Origin of the sequence: Microbacterium zouquanmingi (assembly GCF_052266675.1) — a bacterium.
In the GTDB taxonomy this organism is placed as follows: domain Bacteria; phylum Actinomycetota; class Actinomycetes; order Actinomycetales; family Microbacteriaceae; genus Microbacterium.
This window is the reverse complement of record NZ_JBQPRA010000001.1, coordinates 338,342-357,756: the sequence shown is the minus strand read 5'-3', so window position 1 is coordinate 357,756 and position 19,415 is coordinate 338,342. Positions and strand designations below refer to the sequence as shown.

The 19,415-nt window shown below is 65.6% G+C and carries 20 protein-coding genes; 10 read left to right on the top strand and 10 right to left on the bottom strand.

The window, feature by feature from the left end; all coding sequences use genetic code 11:
- The first annotated feature begins 16 nt into the window (after positions 1-16).
- From ACTU6V_RS01750 to ACTU6V_RS01735, 4 genes are read left to right on the top strand one after another with little or no spacing between them, the layout of a single operon-like run.
- Positions 17-895 (top strand): metal ABC transporter substrate-binding protein, encoded by an 879-nt coding sequence (locus tag ACTU6V_RS01750; protein ID WP_443474992.1) that lies wholly within the window; start codon positions 17-19, stop codon positions 893-895.
- On the top strand, positions 892-1,617 hold the full coding sequence (locus ACTU6V_RS01745) for a metal ABC transporter ATP-binding protein (protein WP_443469809.1): 726 nt from the start codon (positions 892-894) through the stop codon (positions 1,615-1,617). The genes ACTU6V_RS01750 and ACTU6V_RS01745 overlap by 4 nt, the downstream gene beginning before the upstream one ends.
- A complete protein-coding gene (locus ACTU6V_RS01740) occupies positions 1,614-2,498 on the top strand; it encodes a metal ABC transporter permease (protein WP_443469808.1) in 885 nt (294 codons plus the stop codon). The genes ACTU6V_RS01745 and ACTU6V_RS01740 overlap by 4 nt, the downstream gene beginning before the upstream one ends.
- Complete coding sequence (locus ACTU6V_RS01735; RefSeq protein ID WP_443469807.1) at positions 2,464-4,374, top strand: M3 family metallopeptidase; 1,911 nt, start codon at positions 2,464-2,466, stop codon at positions 4,372-4,374. Before ACTU6V_RS01740 ends, ACTU6V_RS01735 begins: the two co-directional genes overlap by 35 nt.
- Before the next feature lie 75 nt (positions 4,375-4,449).
- Here ACTU6V_RS01735 and ACTU6V_RS01730 read toward each other — a convergent pair whose 3' ends face one another.
- Entirely contained in the window at positions 4,450-5,661 is a 1,212-nt protein-coding gene (locus tag ACTU6V_RS01730) for a trans-sulfuration enzyme family protein (RefSeq protein WP_443474746.1), read from the bottom strand.
- A 113-nt stretch (positions 5,662-5,774) separates the two neighbouring features.
- Between ACTU6V_RS01730 and ACTU6V_RS01725 the strand changes: the two genes are divergently transcribed.
- Positions 5,775-6,239, top strand: coding sequence for an Lrp/AsnC family transcriptional regulator (locus tag ACTU6V_RS01725; protein ID WP_443469805.1), 465 nt, complete (start codon positions 5,775-5,777; stop codon positions 6,237-6,239).
- An 18-nt stretch (positions 6,240-6,257) separates the two neighbouring features.
- Here the strand turns inward: ACTU6V_RS01725 and ACTU6V_RS01720 are convergent, their stop codons facing one another.
- Both ACTU6V_RS01720 and ACTU6V_RS01715 read right to left on the bottom strand, forming a co-directional pair.
- Entirely contained in the window at positions 6,258-7,730 is a 1,473-nt protein-coding gene (locus ACTU6V_RS01720; RefSeq protein ID WP_443469804.1) for an MATE family efflux transporter, read from the bottom strand.
- A 67-nt stretch (positions 7,731-7,797) separates the two neighbouring features.
- Positions 7,798-8,199, bottom strand: coding sequence for a hypothetical protein (locus ACTU6V_RS01715; RefSeq protein ID WP_443474745.1), 402 nt, complete (start codon positions 8,197-8,199; stop codon positions 7,798-7,800).
- A 132-nt stretch (positions 8,200-8,331) separates the two neighbouring features.
- Here ACTU6V_RS01715 and ACTU6V_RS01710 point away from each other — a divergent pair, with 132 nt between their 5' ends.
- Entirely contained in the window at positions 8,332-9,126 is a 795-nt protein-coding gene (locus ACTU6V_RS01710; RefSeq protein ID WP_443474744.1) for an alpha/beta fold hydrolase, read from the top strand.
- 36 nt (positions 9,127-9,162) lie between these two features.
- Positions 9,163-10,212: an NAD(P)-dependent alcohol dehydrogenase gene (locus ACTU6V_RS01705; protein WP_443469801.1), complete on the top strand. Its 1,050-nt coding sequence runs from the start codon at positions 9,163-9,165 to the stop codon at positions 10,210-10,212.
- Between the two features lie 104 nt (positions 10,213-10,316).
- Here ACTU6V_RS01705 and msrA read toward each other — a convergent pair whose 3' ends face one another.
- Positions 10,317-10,850, bottom strand: coding sequence for a peptide-methionine (S)-S-oxide reductase MsrA (msrA, locus tag ACTU6V_RS01700; RefSeq protein ID WP_443469800.1), 534 nt, complete (start codon positions 10,848-10,850; stop codon positions 10,317-10,319).
- Between the two features lie 86 nt (positions 10,851-10,936).
- On the opposite strand from msrA, the gene ACTU6V_RS01695 reads away from it, so the two are divergent.
- From ACTU6V_RS01695 to ACTU6V_RS01685, 3 genes are all read left to right on the top strand, one after another.
- A complete protein-coding gene (locus ACTU6V_RS01695) occupies positions 10,937-11,305 on the top strand; it encodes a cupin domain-containing protein (protein ID WP_443469799.1) in 369 nt (122 codons plus the stop codon).
- A gap of 162 nt (positions 11,306-11,467) precedes the next feature.
- Positions 11,468-12,298: an SDR family NAD(P)-dependent oxidoreductase gene (locus tag ACTU6V_RS01690; protein WP_443474743.1), complete on the top strand. Its 831-nt coding sequence runs from the start codon at positions 11,468-11,470 to the stop codon at positions 12,296-12,298.
- 44 nt (positions 12,299-12,342) lie between these two features.
- Positions 12,343-13,260 carry a DUF808 domain-containing protein gene (locus ACTU6V_RS01685; RefSeq protein WP_443469797.1) on the top strand — a complete coding sequence of 306 codons (918 nt, stop codon included), beginning with the start codon at positions 12,343-12,345 and terminating at the stop codon, positions 13,258-13,260.
- On the opposite strand, the gene ACTU6V_RS01680 is transcribed toward ACTU6V_RS01685, so the two are convergent.
- The 6 genes from ACTU6V_RS01680 to ACTU6V_RS01655 are packed head-to-tail and all read right to left on the bottom strand — an operon-like array spanning position 13,244 to position 19,335.
- Complete coding sequence (locus ACTU6V_RS01680; RefSeq protein WP_443474742.1) at positions 13,244-14,167, bottom strand: carbohydrate kinase family protein; 924 nt, start codon at positions 14,165-14,167, stop codon at positions 13,244-13,246. The genes ACTU6V_RS01685 and ACTU6V_RS01680 overlap by 17 nt on opposite strands.
- Positions 14,154-15,170 (bottom strand): NAD(P)-dependent alcohol dehydrogenase, encoded by a 1,017-nt coding sequence (locus ACTU6V_RS01675; RefSeq protein ID WP_443474741.1) that lies wholly within the window; start codon positions 15,168-15,170, stop codon positions 14,154-14,156. Before ACTU6V_RS01675 ends, ACTU6V_RS01680 begins: the two co-directional genes overlap by 14 nt.
- The gene (locus ACTU6V_RS01670; RefSeq protein ID WP_443474740.1) at positions 15,167-16,642 is read right to left on the bottom strand and encodes a mannitol dehydrogenase family protein; all 1,476 of its coding nucleotides are present in this window, start codon (positions 16,640-16,642) and stop codon (positions 15,167-15,169) included. Before ACTU6V_RS01670 ends, ACTU6V_RS01675 begins: the two co-directional genes overlap by 4 nt.
- 4 nt (positions 16,643-16,646) lie before the next feature.
- Positions 16,647-16,973, bottom strand: a complete 327-nt coding sequence (locus tag ACTU6V_RS01665) for a DUF6385 domain-containing protein (RefSeq protein WP_443474739.1) — start codon at positions 16,971-16,973, stop codon at positions 16,647-16,649.
- A 39-nt stretch (positions 16,974-17,012) separates the two neighbouring features.
- The gene (locus ACTU6V_RS01660) at positions 17,013-17,942 is read right to left on the bottom strand and encodes a DUF6772 family protein (protein ID WP_443474738.1); all 930 of its coding nucleotides are present in this window, start codon (positions 17,940-17,942) and stop codon (positions 17,013-17,015) included.
- A 40-nt stretch (positions 17,943-17,982) separates the two neighbouring features.
- Positions 17,983-19,335, bottom strand: coding sequence for an FAD-dependent oxidoreductase (locus ACTU6V_RS01655; protein ID WP_443474737.1), 1,353 nt, complete (start codon positions 19,333-19,335; stop codon positions 17,983-17,985).
- Between the last annotated feature and the right edge of the window lie 80 nt (positions 19,336-19,415).

Genomic DNA, 19,415 nt, shown 5'->3' with positions numbered 1-19,415 from the left:
GCTCGCGCTCCTCGCGATGAGCGCTCTCGCGCTGTCCGGATGCTCCGGTCCACCGACCGACGCGCCGGACGATCGTCCCGTCGTGCTGACGACCTTCACGGTGCTGGCCGATATCGCCCAGAACGTCGCCGGTGAGCACCTGCGGGTCGAGTCGATCACCAAGCCCGGCGCCGAGATCCACGGCTACGAGCCCACGCCGGGAGATGTGCGTCAGGCGGCCAGCGCCCAACTGATCCTCGATAACGGGCTGAACCTCGAGGCCTGGTTCGCGCAGTTCGTCAACTCCGTGCACGTGCCGCACGTCGTCGTCTCAGAGGGCATCGACGTTCTCGACGTCACGGCGGATGCGTACGCCGGCAAGCCCAATCCGCACGCGTGGATGAGTCCGCTGAACGTGCAGCGCTATGTCGACAACATGGCGGAGGCGTTCGCCGACCTCGACCCCACCCACGCCGCGGATTTCGCCGCCAACGCCGAGGGGTACAAGCAGGAGCTTCAGCGGGTGCAGGACGACCTGGTCGATGCGCTGGCGCAGCTGCCGGCGAACGAACGCGCGCTGGTCACGTGCGAAGGAGCGTTCTCGTACCTGGCTCGAGATGCGGGACTCGCGGAGGCGTATATCTGGCCCGTCAACGCCGAGCAGCAGGCGACGCCGCGCCAGATCGCCGCGACCATCGAGTTCGTGAAGGACAACGAGGTTCGCGCGGTGTTCTGCGAGTCGACGGTGTCGGATCGAGCGATGCAACAGGTGGTCGAGGCATCCGGTGCGAAGTTCGGCGGAGTCCTCTACGTCGATTCGCTCTCGACGGCCGACGGTCCTGTGCCGACCTATCTCGACTTGATCCGCCACGATGCCGATCTGATCGTCGCCGGACTTACCGGGACGACGCCATGATCGATGTCACAGGTGTCACTGTGCGATACGGCGAGGTGCTCGCACTCGATGACGTGTCGCTGCGCGTCGAGCCCGGCCGCGTCACCGGACTCATCGGCATGAACGGCTCAGGCAAGTCGACGCTGTTCAAGACGATTCTGGGGCTGGTGCGGCCAGCATCCGGTGTCGTCTCGATCAACGGGGGCGACCCGACATCCGCCCGGAAGCGCGGCCTCATCGGGTACGTGCCGCAGAGCGAAGACGTGGACTGGGCGTTTCCGGTCTCGGTGCGCGACGTGGTGATGATGGGGCGGTACGGACGACAGGGATTCCTGCGGCGAGCGCGGCCTGCAGATCGGGATGCCGTAAGAGAGGCTCTCGAGCGCGTCGAGCTCACCGACCTCGCCGATCGGCAGATCGGACAGCTCTCGGGTGGACAGCGCAAGCGGGCCTTCGTCGCTCGGGGCATCGCCCAGGGGTCCGAGGTTCTGCTGCTGGACGAGCCGTTCGCGGGCGTCGACAAGCGCAGCGAGGCGACGATCGTGCGGCTGCTGCGCGAGCTCGCGGCATCCGGCCGCACGGTGCTGGTGTCGACGCACGACCTGCATGCGCTGCCTGCTCTTGCGGATGAGGCAGTGCTGCTACTGCGGCGAGCGCTGTTCCACGGGTCGGTGGCCGAGGCGCTCGAGCCGGCGAATCTCGCTCGGGCGTTCGGGTTGGATTCTCCGGAGGAGGCAGCATGATTCTCGACTGGATCCTCGAACCCCTGCAGTACGACTTCATGGTGCGCGCGCTGGTGACGACGGTGATCGCGGCGGTGGTGTGTGCGCTGCTGTCGTGCTGGCTGGTGCTGGTGGGGTGGTCGCTGATGGGCGATGCGGTCTCGCACGCGGTGCTGCCCGGCGTCGTTCTCGCGTACGTGTTCGGTGCACCGTTCGCGCTCGGGGCGCTGGTGTTCGGGTTCCTCGCGGTGGGGCTGATCGGACTGATCCGTGGGACGAGCAGGGTGAAAGAGGATGCCGCGATCGGCATCGTCTTCTCGACCCTGTTCGCGCTGGGGCTCGTGATGATCTCGGTGACGCCGAGCCAGACCGATCTGAATCACATCATCTTCGGCAACATCCTGGGCGTCTCGGATGCCGACCTCGTGCAGATCTGTGTGCTTGCCGCCGTCGCGTTCACCGTGCTCGTCGTCAAGCGGCGTGACCTCACCCTGTACGCCTTCGATCCGACGCATGCCTTCGCGATCGGGCTGTCACCGCGGTTCCTTGGCGCGCTGCTGCTCGGCGTGCTCGCGCTCACGGCGGTCGTCGCCCTGCAGGTGGTCGGCGTCGTGCTCGTGGTGGCGATGCTCATCATCCCCGGAGCGACGGCGTATCTGCTGACCGACCGGTTCGGGCGGATGCTGGTGATCGCTCCCGTTATGTCAGCGGCGTGCAGCGTGGTCGGGATCTATCTCAGCTACTGGGTGGATGCGGCATCCGGCGGACTCGTGGTCGTCGTGCAGGGGTGCGTGTTCGCGCTCGTCTACCTGTTCGCGCCGCGCCAGGGCGCGCTCTGGCGGCTCTGGCAGCGCATACGCTGGATCGATGGCCATCGAACCTCTCGTCCTGCCCGCATCTGACTGGGCGGTGTTCGTCGCCGAGCGCGCCGACACCGCACTGAGCACCGCGCGCGACGTCGCCGGGCAGCTGAAGGACGGCTCTGCACGCACCCCGCTCGAGACCCTCGAGCTCTGGAACATCGGCGACACCGCGGTGATGAACGCCGCGAGCATGACCGAGCTGTTCTCTGAGGTCCACCCCGATGCTGCGGTGCGCGAGATCGCTGAAGATCGGATGCAGAACGCGGCATCCTTCGTCACGGAACGCGATCAGGACCGCGAGCTCTACGCGGTGCTCGCTGCCGTCGATGCATCCGCACTCGACGCCGACGCCGCCCGCCTGCTCGATCGCACGTTGCGGGACTTCCGCCGCGGCGGCGTGGACCAGGACGATGACACTCGTGCGCGCCTGTCCGAGATCGCAGCCCGGATCACCGTGATCGAGCAGGAGTTCTCGCGCCATGTCCGCGACGATGTGCGCAGCATCCGTATTGCTCCCGAGCGTCTCAACGGCTTGCCCGACGATTTCCGCGCATCGCACCCCGCCGGCGACGACGGACTCGTCGAGATCACGACCGACTATCCCGACTTCCGGCCGTTCCGCGCGTATGCACATGATCGTGCCGCCCGCGAAGAGATCGCCCGTGCGTACAACTCCCGCGGATGGCCTGCCAACGACGCACTGCTGCACGAACTGCTCGACCTGCGCGCAGAGCAGGCGGGCCTGCTCGGATACAGCTCTTGGCCGGACTACGACGCCGAAGTGAAGATGATCGGCACGGGTGGCGCGATCGCCGAGTTCATCGATCGCATCGCCGAACTCTCGGCTGATCGTGCGCAGGCCGATGCCGATGCGCTCCTCGCCCGCGCACAGCAGGACGACCCGTCGTTCACCGAGATCACCACTGCGGACTCGGACTACTACGGCGAGCTCATCCGCCGCGAGCAGTACGACGTCGACGCTCAGGCAGTGCGCGAGTACTTCGACTTCTCTCGGGTGCGCGAGGGGCTACTGTCGGTGACGGGCCGCCTGTTCGGCCTCGAGTACCGCGCGGTGGATGCGCCGACCTGGGCAGACGATGTCACGAGTTACGACGTGCTGCGGGGCGGGGAGCGCATCGGACGCATCCATCTCGATCTGCATCCGCGCGAGGGCAAGTACAAGCACGCCGCGCAGTTCGACCTGGTACGGGGCGTGCGCGGCACGCAGCTGCCCGAGGGCGTACTGGTGTGCAACTTCCCGCGCGGGCTGATGGAGCACGAGCAGGTCAAGACCCTGTTCCACGAGTTCGGTCACCTGCTGCACCATGTGCTCGGCGGCGACCAGAAGTGGGTGCGCTTCTCGGGCGTCGCCACCGAATGGGACTTCGTCGAGGCCCCCTCGCAGATGCTCGAGGAATGGGCGTGGGATGCGGACATCCTCCGCACCTTCGCCGTGGATGCCGCTGGCGAGCCGATCCCGGCCGACCTCGTCGCTCGCATGCATGAGGCCGCGGACTCCGATCGCGGCCTCTGGGCGCGAACGCAGATCTTCTACTCCGCGGTCTCGTACTGGCTGCACCAGGAGCGTCCGGACAATCACGATGTCGCGATCGCCGAGCTCTCCCGCCAATACTCGGTCATCGCGCCGCTGGCCGACACGCACTTCCAGTCCGGGTTCGGACACCTCACCGGCTACAGCTCGGCGTACTACACGTACATGTGGAGCCTGGTGATCGCGAAGGACATGTTCAGCGCATTCAACCCTGAGGACCTGTTCGCCGCCGACGTCGCGGGCCGGTACCGCGACGAGGTGCTCGCGCGCGGAGGATCAGCGGATGCCGCCGACCTGGTGGCCGCATTCCTCGGGCGGGAGTACTCGTTCGACGCTTTCGGAAAGTGGCTCGCCGGGAGCTGATGCGGCCTCCGCGCTGCTCAAAACTGCTTACGCTGCAGAAGTTTCAGCCGCGCGAGCAGTTTTTAGCCGCGCGAGTCAGGAAACAGCCGCGCGAGCCGCCTCTTCGGAGTCCACAACCGTCGCGAACGCCTGCGCAAGGTCAGCGATCAGGTCGCCGACGTGCTCCAGACCGACCGAGAGTCTCAGCACATCAGCATCCGGCCTGGCATCCGCCGGCACCGGTCGGTGCGTGAGGGCGGCCGGATGCTGAATGAGCGAGTCCACTCCGCCGAGCGAGACCGCATGTGTGAAGAGCTTCACCGACCCTGCGACAGCGCTCGCGGCCGCGTAGCCGCCCCGCATCCGGATCGCGATCATCGCACCCGTGCCGTGCATCTGCCGCTCCAGAATGCCGTCGGGGTCGCCGTCGAGTCCGGGGAAGAAGACCTCGTCGACGCCTGGCTGATCGATCAGCCACTGCACGAGCGCCTGCGCGTTCTCCTGCTGGCGCGCCATCCGCACCGGCAACGTCGTGAGCCCGCGGTGCAGCAGGTAGGCGCCGAGCGGATGCAGCACGCCGCCGGTGATCGCACGCACCCGGCGCAGCGCCTCGGCGGTCTCTTCGTTGCAGGCCACGACGCCGGCGATCACGTCGCCGTGCCCGCCGAGGTACTTCGTTGCGCTGTGCAGTGACATCGCCGCACCATGATCGAGCGGGTTCTGCAGGATGGGGGTCGCGAACGTGTTGTCGACGACAACCGGCACGTCTCCCGCCGCGCGGACGACCGCAGCGATATCGACGAGCTCTAGAGTCGGGTTCGCGGGGGTCTCCATGACGACGAGTCCGGTGTCGGGGCGGATGCTGACGCCCACTTCAGAGGCGTGACAGAAAGTCGTCTCGGTACCGAGCAGGCCGGAGCCGAGCAGGTGGTCGGTCCCGCCGTACAGCGGACGGACGGCGACGACGTGCCGCTTGCCCGTGGCCGATGTCATCGCGAGGATCACGGCGGTCATCGCCGCCATTCCGGAGGAGAACGCAACGGATGCCTCGGCGTGCTCCATCTCGGCGAGAGCTTCTTCGAAACGGCCGACCGTCGGGTTCCACAGTCGGGCGTAGACCATGCTGCCATCCGCAGGCGGTCGCCCACCGGTCGCCATCGCCTCATAGGAGTCACCGCCGCGCTCGACGTCGGGCAGCGGGTTCGTCGTCGACAGGTCGATCGGCAGGGCGTGGACCCCGAGGTCGGTCAGGTCACCGCGCCCGCTGTGGACGGCGACGGTGTCAGGATGCAAGGACTGGTCACTCATGCTTCCACATTGCCGGAATCCCAACGAGAATAGGAGAATCCGACAGTATCCGTCGTCTGATCAGAACTTCTCGCATTTTTCTACAAGAATCGAGCGCCCTGGAGGTGGCCGAATTGGCGAATTCCCCACTCGACGAAGTCGACCTGAGAGTGCTTGCCGCCCTCAGCACCCGCGCCGACCTCACCAACAAGGCGCTCGCGCAGCAGCTGGGCCTGGCTGAATCCACGTGCGCGCACCGCGTGCGCAGCCTGCGCGATCGCGGGATCATCCGCGACTCCCGTATCCGGCTCGACCACGCGGCTTTGGGCTTCCCGCTCGAGGCGATCATCAAGGTACGCCTTGCGAACCACACCGGCGACAAGGTCAACGCGCTCTTCGATGCGCTCGTCGCGACACCGCAGGTGCTGCAGGTGTTCCACGTCGCGGGCGTCGATGACTTCCTCCTGCATGTGGCAGTGCGGGATGCCGCGGCCCTCCGCGACATCGTCCTCGAGCACATCACGGTGCATCCGGTCGTGCGCGGCACCGAGACTCAACTGGTCTTCGAGCTCCGCGACGGTCGAGGCGTGCTCGGCTGACCCGGAGGACCGATCAACTCAGCGGCGCAGCAGCTTCTTCCACCGCTTCTGCATCACGATCGGAATGGGCTGCGTGACCACAGCATCCACGGTCAGCGAGCTGTTGTCGGGCCCGACGAGCGCGATCGGCGTGGTGAGCGTCGGCTCATCCGGATCGACGGGCATCTTCGCCAACGCGCGATGCGCGCGCACATACGCCGGAATGAGGATCACGACGGCACCGATCCACGCGAGCGGGTTGCTCAGCGCGACACCGCCGAAGCCGAGCAGACCGCCGAGCACGACAGCAGCTCCCACACGCATGAAGAGCTCGACGACTCCCGTCACCGTGGGGATCATTGCCTGGCCGAGCCCCTGCAGTGCGCCGCGCAGCACGAACAGCGTTCCCAGCAGCGCGTAGGCCGATCCATTGATGATGAGCATGAGGTGGGCGAGCTCGACGACCTCATCCGCCCCCTCGCCGACGAACAGTCGCACGAGGTTCGTGCCGAACGCGATGAGCACGACACCGAGGATGACCGAGGCGATGATGGCCATCCAGGTCGCCTGCTTCACACCGGCACGGATGCGGTCGGGCCGGCGCCCGCCGAAGTTCTGCGCCACATACATCGAGACCGCGAGGCCGAGGGATGCGAGCAGGGCGGTGGCGAGGCTGTCGACACGGGATGCCGCGGTGTACGCCGCGACGGCATCGGCACCGAGCACGTTCAGGGCCACCTGCACGACCAGGGTTCCGATCGCGATGATCGAGGCCTGGAAGCCCATCGGCAGCCCGAGCCGAAGGTGGTCGGCGACGTCGTCGCCGGTGATCTTCCAGTCCTCGCGCCGAACGTGCAGAACCGGAATGCGGCGCCTGATGTAGTCAAGGCACAGCAGCACAGAGACGGCCTGCGCGACAACCGTCGCCAGTGCGGCACCGGCAACGCCCCAGCCCACGGGCCCTACCAGAAGGATGACGAGCACGACGTTCAGCGCACACGCGATGGTGAGGAATACCAGCGGCGTCTTGGAGTCGCCGATGGCACGGATAATCGCAGCGAGGTAGTTGAAGAACATCGTCGCCCCGCCACCGAGGAAGCTCACCTGGGTGAAGAGAGTGGCTTCGGCGAGGAGTTCCGGCGGTGTCTGCATGAGCACGAGAACGGGACCAGCCAGCAGCGGTCCTGCGATCGTGATCAGGATGCTCGCGATAGCGGCCAGCACCGTGCCCGTAGCGACCGAACGTCGCACGGCCGCATAGTCCTTGGCGCCGAAGGCCTGAGCAGTCGGAATCGCAAAACCGCTTGTCATACCCCAGGCGAATCCGAGCAGGAGGAACAGCAGCGACCCCGTCGCACCGACGGCTGCGAGTGAGTTCACGCCCAGCTCGCGGCCGACGACGATCGTATCGACGACCTGGTAGAGCTGCTGCACGATGTTGCCGATGAGCAGCGGAACGGAGAACGCGAGAATGACACGCCAGGGGCGGCCCGTGGTGAGGGAGGTGGCCATGCGGGGGAGGACTTCCGGAACGAAGGACGAAGAGGTCAGGATGTCGGCGAACCGGCAGGCGAGAAGTCTATCGAATCGATTCGGGTGTCACTGTACGCACGCTCAGCTGACGTGCCGGCTGAGCAATGGTCGTCACGGTAGCGGCCGCCTCGGATGCCTCGACGGGCACGGCCTTCACCCTCAGCTGCAACGAGCGCAAGACGACCCGGGCGACCCCGCCCAGCGCGAGCGCCGCCACCAGCGAACCACCAGCGATGATCGCGGGAAGCCACTGCCCCGAGAAGCCCGAGGTCAGGCTCAACAGTGCTCCGCCGATCCAGACCGCCACGGCGCCGCCCGTGACCCCGGCAGCACCCTGCGCGAGCGCGGTGAGTGCGATGAGCGCGCAGAGGACTGCTACTCCTGCACCGACCATCCCCACCGACAGAAAGAACCCCGTCAGATCTTGCACGACACCGATCGTTGACATTTTGACCCCCCGGTCGCCTCCGTACCTATAAAACTACGCAGTACCGCAGACATCTGCATCCATCGCAAGGATGATGTTATTGAAACGGGTCTGACCTGAGCGCCTCCGCGCGCAGAGGAGCATGATGGAGGGGTGGCTGCCCTCCTCTCTGATCTGACCCAGATGCCGGAACCGCAGCGCGTCTATGCCGCTGACGGCACACGCCTTGCGACGTACGACTGGGGCGATCTCGACGCCCCGGTCGTCGTTCTCGTGCACGGCTTCGCCTCCAGCGCGCGCGATAACTGGGTGCAGACCGGGTGGGTCCGAATGCTCACCAGAGCCGGATACCGTGTGCTCGCGATCGATCAGCGCGGCCATGGCCTCAGCGACAAGCCGCACGAGCCTGAGGCGTATGCCGTGAGCACGCTCGCCGCCGACGTCGAGAACATCATGGACGTCTACCTCGTCGAGGAAGCGTTCTACATCGGGTACTCACTCGGCGCGTTCGTGGGCTGGGAGGTCGTGCGCGACCTCCCGCAGAAGATCAGCAGGGCCGTGCTCGGCGGCGTGCCCGAAGGCATCCCGCTCACCCGTCTCGATCTCGACCAGGTGCGCGCGTACATCGACGACGGCACGCCCGTGCGTGATCGCACGACCCAGAACTACATCGCGCTCACCGAGCGCGTCCACGGCAACGACCTTCGCGCGCTGCTCGCGCTGGCAGAGGGCATGCGCGAGCAGCGCACGATCGGCCCCGACCCGGCCAAGGCCCCGACCCAGCCGATCCTGTTCGCGACAGGGTCGCAGGATGCTGTCATCGACGGCTCTCGGGCCCTGGCGAACGCCGCACCGCAGGGCACGTTCTTCACGATTCCCGACCGGCACCACTTCAACGCCCCGGGTGCACGCGCATTTAAGGATGCCGCGTTGGAGTTTCTTACGTAGCCCCTTGTCCGCGGCATCCGGTCTACGATCTTGACCATGCCCACTTCGATTCCCGCCATCGTCGCGCCGTCCGCCACCGACCCGCTCTTCACGGGCACCATCGAACGCCGCGATGTCAGCGCGAAGGATGTGCGGATCGACATCCGCTGGGCGGGCATCTGCCACTCCGACATCCACACGGTGCAGGGCGATTGGGGCACGCAGCAGTACCCGCTGACCGTCGGTCACGAGATCGTCGGCACCGTCGCCGAAGTCGGATCCGACGTCACCAAGTTCACGGTCGGCGACCGCGTCGGGGTCGGATGCCTCGTGAACTCCTGCGGCGAGTGCGCGAACTGCGAGGCGGGTGAAGAGCAATACTGCCTGAACGGCGCCATCGGCACCTACGGCGCGAAGGACGTCGACGGCACGATCACGCAGGGCGGATACGCGACCTCGGTGGTCGTCACCGAGCACTTCGTGCTGCGCGTGCCGGAGGCGATCCCCTACGAGAAGGCCGCCCCCCTGCTGTGCGCCGGCATCACCACGTACTCGCCGCTGCGCCACTGGAACGCAGGCCCCGGCAAGAAGGTCGCCGTGATCGGGCTCGGCGGACTCGGGCACATGGCCATGAAGATCGCGCACGCCATGGGCGCCGAAGTCACCGTGCTGTCGCGGTCGAACTCGAAGCGCGACGACGCGCTCACGCTCGGCGCCGACCACTACTACGCGACCGAGGACAAAGAGACCTTCCGCACGCTGCGCGGCAGGTTCGACCTGATCATCAACTCGGTCTCCGCCGCGATCGATCTCGATGCGCACCTCAAGCTGCTCGCGCTGAACGGCACGCTCGTAGGCGTCGGAGCTCCGGCCGAGCCGATGTCCGTGAGCGCTGGCACGCTGATCGGCGGTCGTCGCTCATTCGCCGGCTCCAACATCGGTGGCATCGCCGAGACTCAGGAGATGCTCGACTTCTGCGCTGAGCACGGCATCGCGCCCGAGGTCGAGATCACCTCGGCCGACCAGGTCAACGAGGCGTGGGCGCGGGTACTGGCATCCGACGTCCGCTACCGCTTCGTGATCGATATCGACACGCTCAAGGGCTGACCTGACCCCCGCTCCAGGTCGCAAATTCTGCCGCTTTGCGCGAGGCATAGCGGCATAGTTTGCGACCTGAGGTGTGGGCGGGTGCGACCTGAGCTGTTGGCGGGTCAGGCCGCGCGCTTCGGAAGCACCCAGCCGGCACGCGGGAAGTGGCAGGTGTAGCCGTTCGGGATGCGCTGCAGGTAGTCCTGGTGCTCGGGCTCGGCCTCCCAGAACGGGCCCTCCCGCTCGATCTTCGTGACGGCCTTGCCGGGCCAAAGGCCTGAAGCATCCACGTCGGCGATGGTGTCGCGGGCGATCTGCTCCTGCTCAGGGCTGAGCGGGAAGATGGCCGAGCGGTAGCTGGATCCGACGTCGTTGCCCTGCCGGTCGAGCGTCGAGGGGTCATGGATCTGGAAGAAGAACGCGAGGATGTCGCGGTACGTCGTCTTAGCGGGATCGAAGACGATCTCCACGGCCTCGGCGTGGCCGGGGTGGTTGCGGTAGGTCGCGTTCTCGTTCTCGCCACCGGTGTAGCCGACTCGAGTGTCGAGCACGCCGGGCTGGCGGCGGATGAGATCGTCCATTCCCCAGAAGCATCCGCCCGCGAGGACGGCCGTTTCGGTGCCGGGTGTGCGGGTGATGGTGCCGGTGTCAGTCATGTGCACTCCTTTTCGCTCTTCAAGTCTGACGCACTATCGAGGACCGGGTGCCATTCTGGAGGAACGCTCAGGAACGGAGACGACCAATGGATGCCGAGAACACCGCCCCCACGCCCCGCATCGTCGGTGACGCGTTCGCCGCGTCGGCTGCTGCCGCCGGCTCCGCGTGGCGCCTGGAGCCTTCCGAGCGGGGGCTCGACGCGAACGTGATCGTGCTACCGGCTGGCGGCGAGATCCAGGCGCACATCGGGCCGGAACTGGACGTGCTGATCGTCGTTCTCGAAGGCTCGGGGACGCTCGAGACCGCTGCGGATCCGCTCGCGCTCTCCCCCGGCACGATGGTGTGGTTGCCGGCCAGGTCACAGCGCCGCTTCGTCGCCGGAGCCGCCGGCCTGCGCTACTTCTCTGTGCATCAGCGCAAGCCCGGCCTCAGCATCCGCTCTCGGCTCGGGTGACCGGCGCGCCCGCACGACCCGCCCCGCCCCGCCCGCCCGCGCGGGATGGATTTCCTCGCTCTTGTGCGAGTTTCACCAACGAGAAGCAGCCCGCGCGCCCTGCGCACGTCGCGAGGGCCAAGATTCCCGGTGTGCGGGTGTGCGTGGCGTACCGTGTGATCCATGTCTGAGAACCCGATCACTGACGCTCTCGTCCTCATCACCGGTGGCGCACGCGGCATGGGCGAGCTGTACGCCCGCCGCGCTGTCGCCGCCCGCGCGCGGGCCGTCGCGCTGTGGGACATCGATGAGGATGCCGTCACCGCTGTCGCCACCGAGCTCTCGAAGTCAGGGGTCGAAGTCCGCGGCTATCGCGTGGACGTCTCGCAGCGCGAGGAGATCGCCGCCGGCATGGAGCGGGTGCGTGCGGACTTCGGCACGCCCGACGTCGTCATCAACAACGCCGGCATCGTGCGGGGCGCACCGTTCTGGGAGCACGACCCGGTGCGCGATATCGAGGCGACCATGCGCATCAACACGCTCGCGGCCATGTGGCTGACCCGCGAGGTGTTGCCCGACATGATCGCTGACACGTCCCGGCCCAAGCGCATCCTCAACATCGCCTCCGCCGCAGGGACGCTGGCGAATCCGAACATGAGTGTGTACGCGGCATCCAAATGGGCGATGATCGGCTGGGGCGAATCGGTGCGCCTGGAGCTCGAAGGCTACGGCCACGACCACATCAAGGTGACCACGTTCTGCCCGAGCTACATCTCCACCGGCATGTTCGAGGGCGCGCGCGGCCCGCTGATGACGCCGATCATGACGCCCCGCAAGGCGACGGCAACGGCGTGGAACGGGATGCTGCGCGGAACACCCATGGTGCTGCGCCCGTGGACCGTGAAACTCTCGATGGCCTTGCGCGGCGTGCTTCCGACGAAGACGTGGGACTTCCTCGCTCGGTATGTGTTCAAGGTGTACTCGTCGATGGATCACTTCACCGGGCGCAGCTGAGGTGCCAGTAGTCTTGCTTTCCTGAACGTCTCTCAGGGGGTCGCATGTCGGTTGGTCTGCTCGCTGTCGTCGATGACATCCTCAGCGCAGCGCTGAAAGCATCGGCGAAGTCGGCTGGTGTCGTGATCGATGATGCCGCGGTGACCCCGCAGTACGTGCAGGGAATCACGCCGGCGCGCGAGCTTCCCGTGGTCATGAAGATCACGCTCGGGTCGCTCGTGAACAAGTTCGTGATCATCATCCCGATCGCACTGCTGCTGACCGCGTTCGCACCGTGGGTGCTGCCGTTCCTGCTGATCATCGGTGGAACGTACCTGTGTTTCGAAGGCGCCGAGAAGGTGTTGGAGTGGTTCGGTTTCCACCACGATCACGAAAGCGGTAGCGCGCGCAACGAGAACAAGCTCGTGTGGGGAGCCATCCGCACCGACCTGATCCTGTCGACCGAGATCATGCTCATCTCGCTGTCGAATCTCGATGCCGGCATGAGCATCTGGATGACACTGGCCATCCTCGCGGTGATCGCCCTCATGATGACCGTGATCGTGTACGGCGCCGTGGCGCTGCTGGTGAAGATCGACGACATCGGGCTGAAGATGGCGAAGAATCCTTCCCGGCGCGTGCGCCACACCGGCACGCGGATCGTGCGGTCGATGCCGGCCGTGTTCCGCGTGATCAGCGTGGTCGGCACGGTCGCGATGCTCTGGGTCGGCGGCCACCTGCTGCTGGCGAACCTCGGCGAGGTCGGCCTGCACTTCTTCAGCGACATGCTGCACGGCATCCACGATTTCCTGGCTCCCACCGGCGGTGTGGTCGCGTGGATCGGCGAGACATTCGTCTCGGCCGTCTGCGGACTCATCGTCGGGTTGATCGTCGTCGGCGTCGTGCTGCTGATCGGTCGGATGCTGGGCAAAACGCCGTCGTTCCAAGAGGGCGGCGATTCGCCCGTCAACGTGGCCGCGTAGCGGAACCCATCAATGCCGGGAGGAATCCGGGCAGCTCCTCCGCCCATGGCAGATCTGCACCGCGGCGACTGACAGTCACACCGGCCGCCATCGCGGCGAGGTCCCCAATTCGTGCGACCTCCCCGGTCGTCGCAGGCAGGCCGCCGACGACGACGCACGAGATGAGTGCCGCCATGAAGGTATCGCCCGCCCCGACCGTGTCGACCACCGGGACCTTGGCCGGGCGGGTGCTGACGGTCGCCCCGCAGGCGAACATGACCGCGCCTTCCGCGCCGCGCGTGAGTGCCACCAGATGCGGCCCGAATGAGGCGATCTGGGTAAGCACGTCCGACTCGGAGCTCGAAGGATAGAGCCACCGCGCATCCTCGTCGCTGAGCTTGACGATGTCTGACAGGGCGCACAACCGCGCGAAACGATCCCTTGCGCTGGTCACATCGTCGATGAGCTCCGCTCTGATGTTCGGATCGAATGTGACGATCGCTTCCGGTGGAAGCGTCTTGACAAATGTCTCGACGGCGGTCGCCGCTGGTTCGAGGAAGGCGAAAAGCGATCCGATGTGAACGATCGGCTCACCGCGATAATCCCAGGGCGCCAACGACGAGTCGATTTCGAACCGATAAGTCGCTGCACCTTCTCCGTCGAGCTCGACGTGCGCCACAGACGTCGTTGTCAATGACCTCGACTGTGCTGTCACCTCCACGCCGGACTCTCGGAAGTGTTCAGCGATGCGATCTGCACGTACATCGGTCCCGATCGCGGAGTGGAACCGAACAGGCACCGACAGGCGCCCGAGTCCGACGGCGACGTTCGCCGGGGATCCGCCGACCTCCTCGCGCTGCGGAAGTGCATCGATCAGGGTCTCGCCGATAACGAGAACGCGCGGATCCTGGTCGCTATTGGTCGGCATCGAGCCTCACCACGACTTTGATGGCGTTCGGATCGCTCCGGCCTGCGTCGAGCGCGTCTGCAACACGCTCCAGCGGATATCGATGAGTGATGAGCGATTTCACATCGATCACACCGCTGTGCAGCAGCTCCAGTGCCTCCCGATACGTATGCGCGTAACGGAAAGTCCCCGTCACCGACAGCTCGCGCCCTTGGAGTGTCCCCAGGTCGAGCTCCACGCGTGGTGCCCCCATGCCCACCAGAACGACTCGCGCCGCCGGAGCCAAGGCCGCCACGCCGGCATCCACCGCGCGCTGATTTCCCGAGCACTCCAGCAAAACGTCGTAGGCCGCATCAGTCATATCGGCCGTGGGGATACCGAGACCAGCGGCGACCCGCAGTCGCGACTCGACGACGTCGAAGATCTCGACATGTGCGCCTCGTGCCCGTGCAACCTGTGCGGCGAGCTGTCCGACCGGCCCTGCTCCGGTCACGAGAACCCGATCGCCTACCGCGATGTTCGCCTTCCTCGCGGCCCACAGACCGACTGACAGCGGTTCCGCCATCGCTGCCACCTCCGCTGTCATGCCGTCTGGAGCAGGGTGAACCCAGCGGGCAGGCATGACGATCACATCAGAGAGCGCACCATCGACGGGTGGTGTCGCCAGGAAACGCACATCCGGGCACAGGTTGTAGCGTCCGCGGATGCACTGCTCGCACTGGCCGCAAGGAACACCGGGCTCGATCGCCACCGTTTTGCCGATGAGCCATCGATCGGAATCGCTACCAGCCGCGAGCACGATTCCAGCGCTCTCGTGACCCAGGATCATCGGTTCGTCTACGACATAGCGCCCGATGCGCCCCTCGCGGAAGTAATGCACGTCCGACCCGCAGATGCCACACGCCAGGACCCGGATCTGCAGTTCGCCGGCTCCCGCGATCGGAACAGGTCGCTCTTCAACACGCACATCTCCCTGACCGTGCAGGACAGCCGCACGGTTGCGCAGTGGTGCTGATGCAGTCATGATGCCGGTCCGTTCCGAGGGGTCGCGCCCGGGCCATAGATGGTGAGGAATGCACTGGCTCCGGCAGTCTGCAGCACGTCAGCGGCCGCTGCGAACTCGGACATGAAGTCAGGGTCGGCTCCGAGCGCCCTGAGAGCCGAGAACGTCTGTATGAAATCGATCGGTCCCGCCTCAGCGGCCGCCGCGGTCGTGATCGCTGCGCGATCACTGCTTCGTTCGGCAACAGCTCCATCCGTCCAGTAGACGAACCAGCTCGCCAGGATCGCCGCTGTCTGGCGGACGCTCGCTCCAGCGGTGCGGAGATCGATCGCGACCGGGCCGACGAAGATCGGCACTCGATCGGATGAGTCGACGCTGAGCCGAAGGAGCGGGTCGGCCACTGCCGGGTTCATGAATCGTTCGATGACCGTGGCACAGTACTGTGCGGTATCCAGACCTGCTGGTGCAGTGAAGCTCAACCTGGCCTCAGACATGTAGCCTTCGACGAACTCGCGCACCGCGGGGTCGGCCATCGCCTCGTGCACGTACGTGTATCCGGCCAACTGACCGATGTACGCGACCGCCTGATGAGAGGCGTTGAGCAGCCGTAGCTTGGCGGACTCGTACGCGTCGATGTGATCGGTGAAGACCGCACCTACCGCATCGAACGGCGGCCGTCCCGAGGGGAAGTCGTCCTCGAGAACCCACTGGATGAACGGTTCAGCCGCAACCGGCCAGGCATCCGTGACTCCGAGCAGCCGCTCAACCCGCTCACGATCGCTTTGCTCCGTGGCGGGGGTGATGCGGTCGACCATCGTGCTGGGGAACGCGACGTTCTCGGCGACCCACGCCGCAAGCTCAGGGTCGACCTTCTCAGCGATGCCGAGCGTCGCGGTCCGTGCGATCCGGCCGTTTCCCTGGATGTTGTCGCAGGACATCACGGTGAACGGAGCGATGCCCCGCGAGCGCCGGAGGCGCAATGCCGCAAGGATGAAGCCGAATGCCGAGCGAGGTGCGGAGAGATCACTCTCCGTCTCCTCGCGCACGAGCGGGCTCTCATCGAGTTCTCCCTGGAGATACCCGCCCTCGGTGATCGTGAGCGAGACGATGCGCACGTTCGGGTGCGCCATCTGCTCGATCACCGCGTCGGTCTCGTCTGCGGAGTGGAGGTAGCGGCGGATCGACCCGATGACCGATACCTCCTCATCGCCATCAGCGTGACGAAGCGTCAGCGTATAGAGCCCGTCCTGCGCGGCGAGCACGTCCGCCATCTGTCTGTCACGATCAGTGACACCCACACCACAGATGGCCCAGTCATGACCCCCGTCCCGCAGCAGCCGATCGACGTAGACGGCCTGATGCGAGCGGTGGAAGTTCCCAACGCCGAAATGCACGATACCGATCCGGAGGTCCTCATCGAGATACTCCGGTACCGGAGCTCGCTCAGCGAGGAGACCGACGGTTTCACGATCGAGCTGGGGGACGGGGGTCATCGGGTCAGCCCTTCATCGCCGCGTGCACGAGGACTCGTGCGGGTGCATCTGGCTGTGCGCCGTCGATGCGCAGACGCAACCAGTTTCCAAAGTTGGTCACCGGCAGTTCGACGATCGCGGCGTCGAGGGCGAGGGTGACCTCGCCGGAACGAGCGATCCAGTGGATACCGTCGGGAGAGACTTCGACGCCGACCGTGAGAGCGGGATGCTCCCCCTCGGTCTGCACGAAGATCACTCCTTCGTTGGCCCAGCCGGCTTCATAGGGGTGAGTGGTGTACGAATCGGTGATGCGGACCCTGCGGGCAAGGACGGTCGTATTGATGTTCTGCACGGTATCGCTCTTTCGTGATCTCGAAGCGGAGAGGGCGGCTCAGTCAGTCGAGTAGACGACTGAGTCGAGGAACAGATTGACGGACCGATCGGTGTCGGTCTCCACGAAGAAGACCGGGTTAATGAGGTTGTCGATCGATTTGTACTTCGGCGACAGCGTCGGTCCGATTCCTCGCAGATCGAAGACCTTGTCCATGCTCTGCATTTCGACGTACTCGCGCTTCTTGACGTCGACCGTCAAGCGCAGGTAGATCCAGTTGAGCTTGTCCGGGCTCTCGTTGTACAGCAGATCCTGGTAACCGTCTGGCACCCACTGCAGACCATCGGTCGAACCGTCCTCGTAGCGACGGCCATACCACTGGTTGTCGATGCCGGGCATGTTCCAGCCCTCGGGGATACCGAGGTTCCAGTCCTCCTGCGTAACGCCTTCGGACACCTGGAAATACTGCCAGCGTTTGACGGGTTCTCCGCCGAGCGCGTTGACGTAACGCACGCCCGGCATGTAGCGGTACTCGGAGTCCTGCACGTCGAAGAAGAATCCGAAGGCGCGGATATCCTCTTCGCCGAGGCCCTCACGGTCCTGGGTCGGCGTGTAGGCGTACCAGGTCTCGATCTGGATCAGGTTCGGGTCACCGAAGCGCGACAGACGCTTGATCGCCATGCCCATCGAGCCCGGCGCGGGCGGCTCAGTGTGCGGGCCACCGGTCGGCGCGGTGCTGAGCTTCAGCGAGTACGTGCCCTCCATCGATCCGTGCGATGACGCGAACCGCATGGAGGCGGAGCTGAGCATGTTCGGGGCCCAGTGATCAAGATCTACGACAGTGTCGAAGGCTTCGAAGCCCTTTCCGACGTAGTTGCAGCTGAGGTCGAGCCAGCCGTTGAAGCCGGTGTCGAAGTCGTCGTGGGTGACGATGCGGGGCAGTGGGTTGAATCGCTCGAGTTGGCGGTCGGCGACGAGAACGCGGTTCATGATCTTCTTTCGTGAGGGGTGGATCGGTCTGGTGAGTGGATCACTTCGCGGAGGATCCGACAAGTTCGAAGGATGCCGGGTCGCAGTTGTCGAAGTCGACGATCGCGTCCTGTTCGATAAGTGCGTTTCGAAGGGCGTCAAAGTCCATGTCGCTCATGCTGTAGCCATGCTTGACGCTGAGGGCTGCGGCGGTACCCGCGCCCTGGCCCATCGCCATGCACGTCGCCATCACCCGCACCGAGCCGAAGCCTGGCCCGTCGGCGCTTAGACAGCGGCCGGCTGTGAGGAGGTTGATGCTGCCCTGCGGCACGAGGCTCCGGAACGGAACGTTGTACTCCTGCTTGGGCATAACGAAATCAGCTTGGTCGTTGCTGTCGATCTCGTGAATGTCGATGACGTGCGCCCCCTTTGCGATCGTGTCGGGGAACGGCTTGGGATTGAGGATGTCGTCACGAGTCAACTCGTACTCGCCGACGATGTGGTAGGTCTCACGCACGCCGGTCTGGATGCCGGATTTTGAAAGCCAGCAGTCCTTGAACTCGGGGAAGTTCTCGCGGAGAACCTCGATGATGCTCTGCAGCTGCTCACGGAGAATGCACTCGGTGCGGGTGAACCATTCGGGATCGCTCGCGTCGGTTGCTTCGCGCAGCAGGTTGATGCTCACGAAGCCGTCACGGAAGAACTTGCTGATCCAAGGCCCGCCGAAGTTCGGAATCTCTCCCTGTTCGTTCAGCTCGGCCAGGCGTCCGCGGATCTCGTCGGAGATCGGAAGCACACCGTCGACGGCGTCGCCGAAGATATGGTGCAGAGAATCGGTATCGACACCGCCCAGCTGGAACCACAGCGATGCCGGCTGCAGGACGTCACCCTTGATGGTGTCGAAACCCGCAGAACGCACGACGTCGGCGTCACCTGTGCAGTCGATGAAGACCTTGCCCTCGTAGGCGACGCGACCGGCCTTGTTCTGGACGATCACATGGGTGACCTTTCCATCCTCCACCACCGAGTCGGCGAACCAGCTGTGGTAGAGCAGCGTCACGCCGCTGTCGAGAAGCAGGCGCTGGGAGGCGAGCTTGAGCACCTCGTCGTTGACCGGGTAGTTACCGCTGTCGAGCTCGACGTTCGCGCCGCCGAGTTCAGCCGCGTTCTTCAGCAGCTCGAACGGGATTCCCCCGATGTGCTGCTTGCTGTTGATGCGGAACTCGCTAATGGGGGTGACGAGCGCACTCGTCGACATGCCGCCGACGAATCCGTATCGCTCGATCAGCAGGGTCCGGGCGCCGTTGCGCGCCGCCGCGGTGGCCGCGATCATTCCTGCCGGGCCACCTCCGCAGACGATGACATCGTAGCTTCCGACGACCGGAACGTCCTTGGCCTGTTCCGTAATGAACACGGTTCTTTCCTCACGCAATTTCTCTTGGATGGTCTGGTTGTTTCGGGGTGGTGCGATCAGCCGGTGCGGGAGGCGATGGG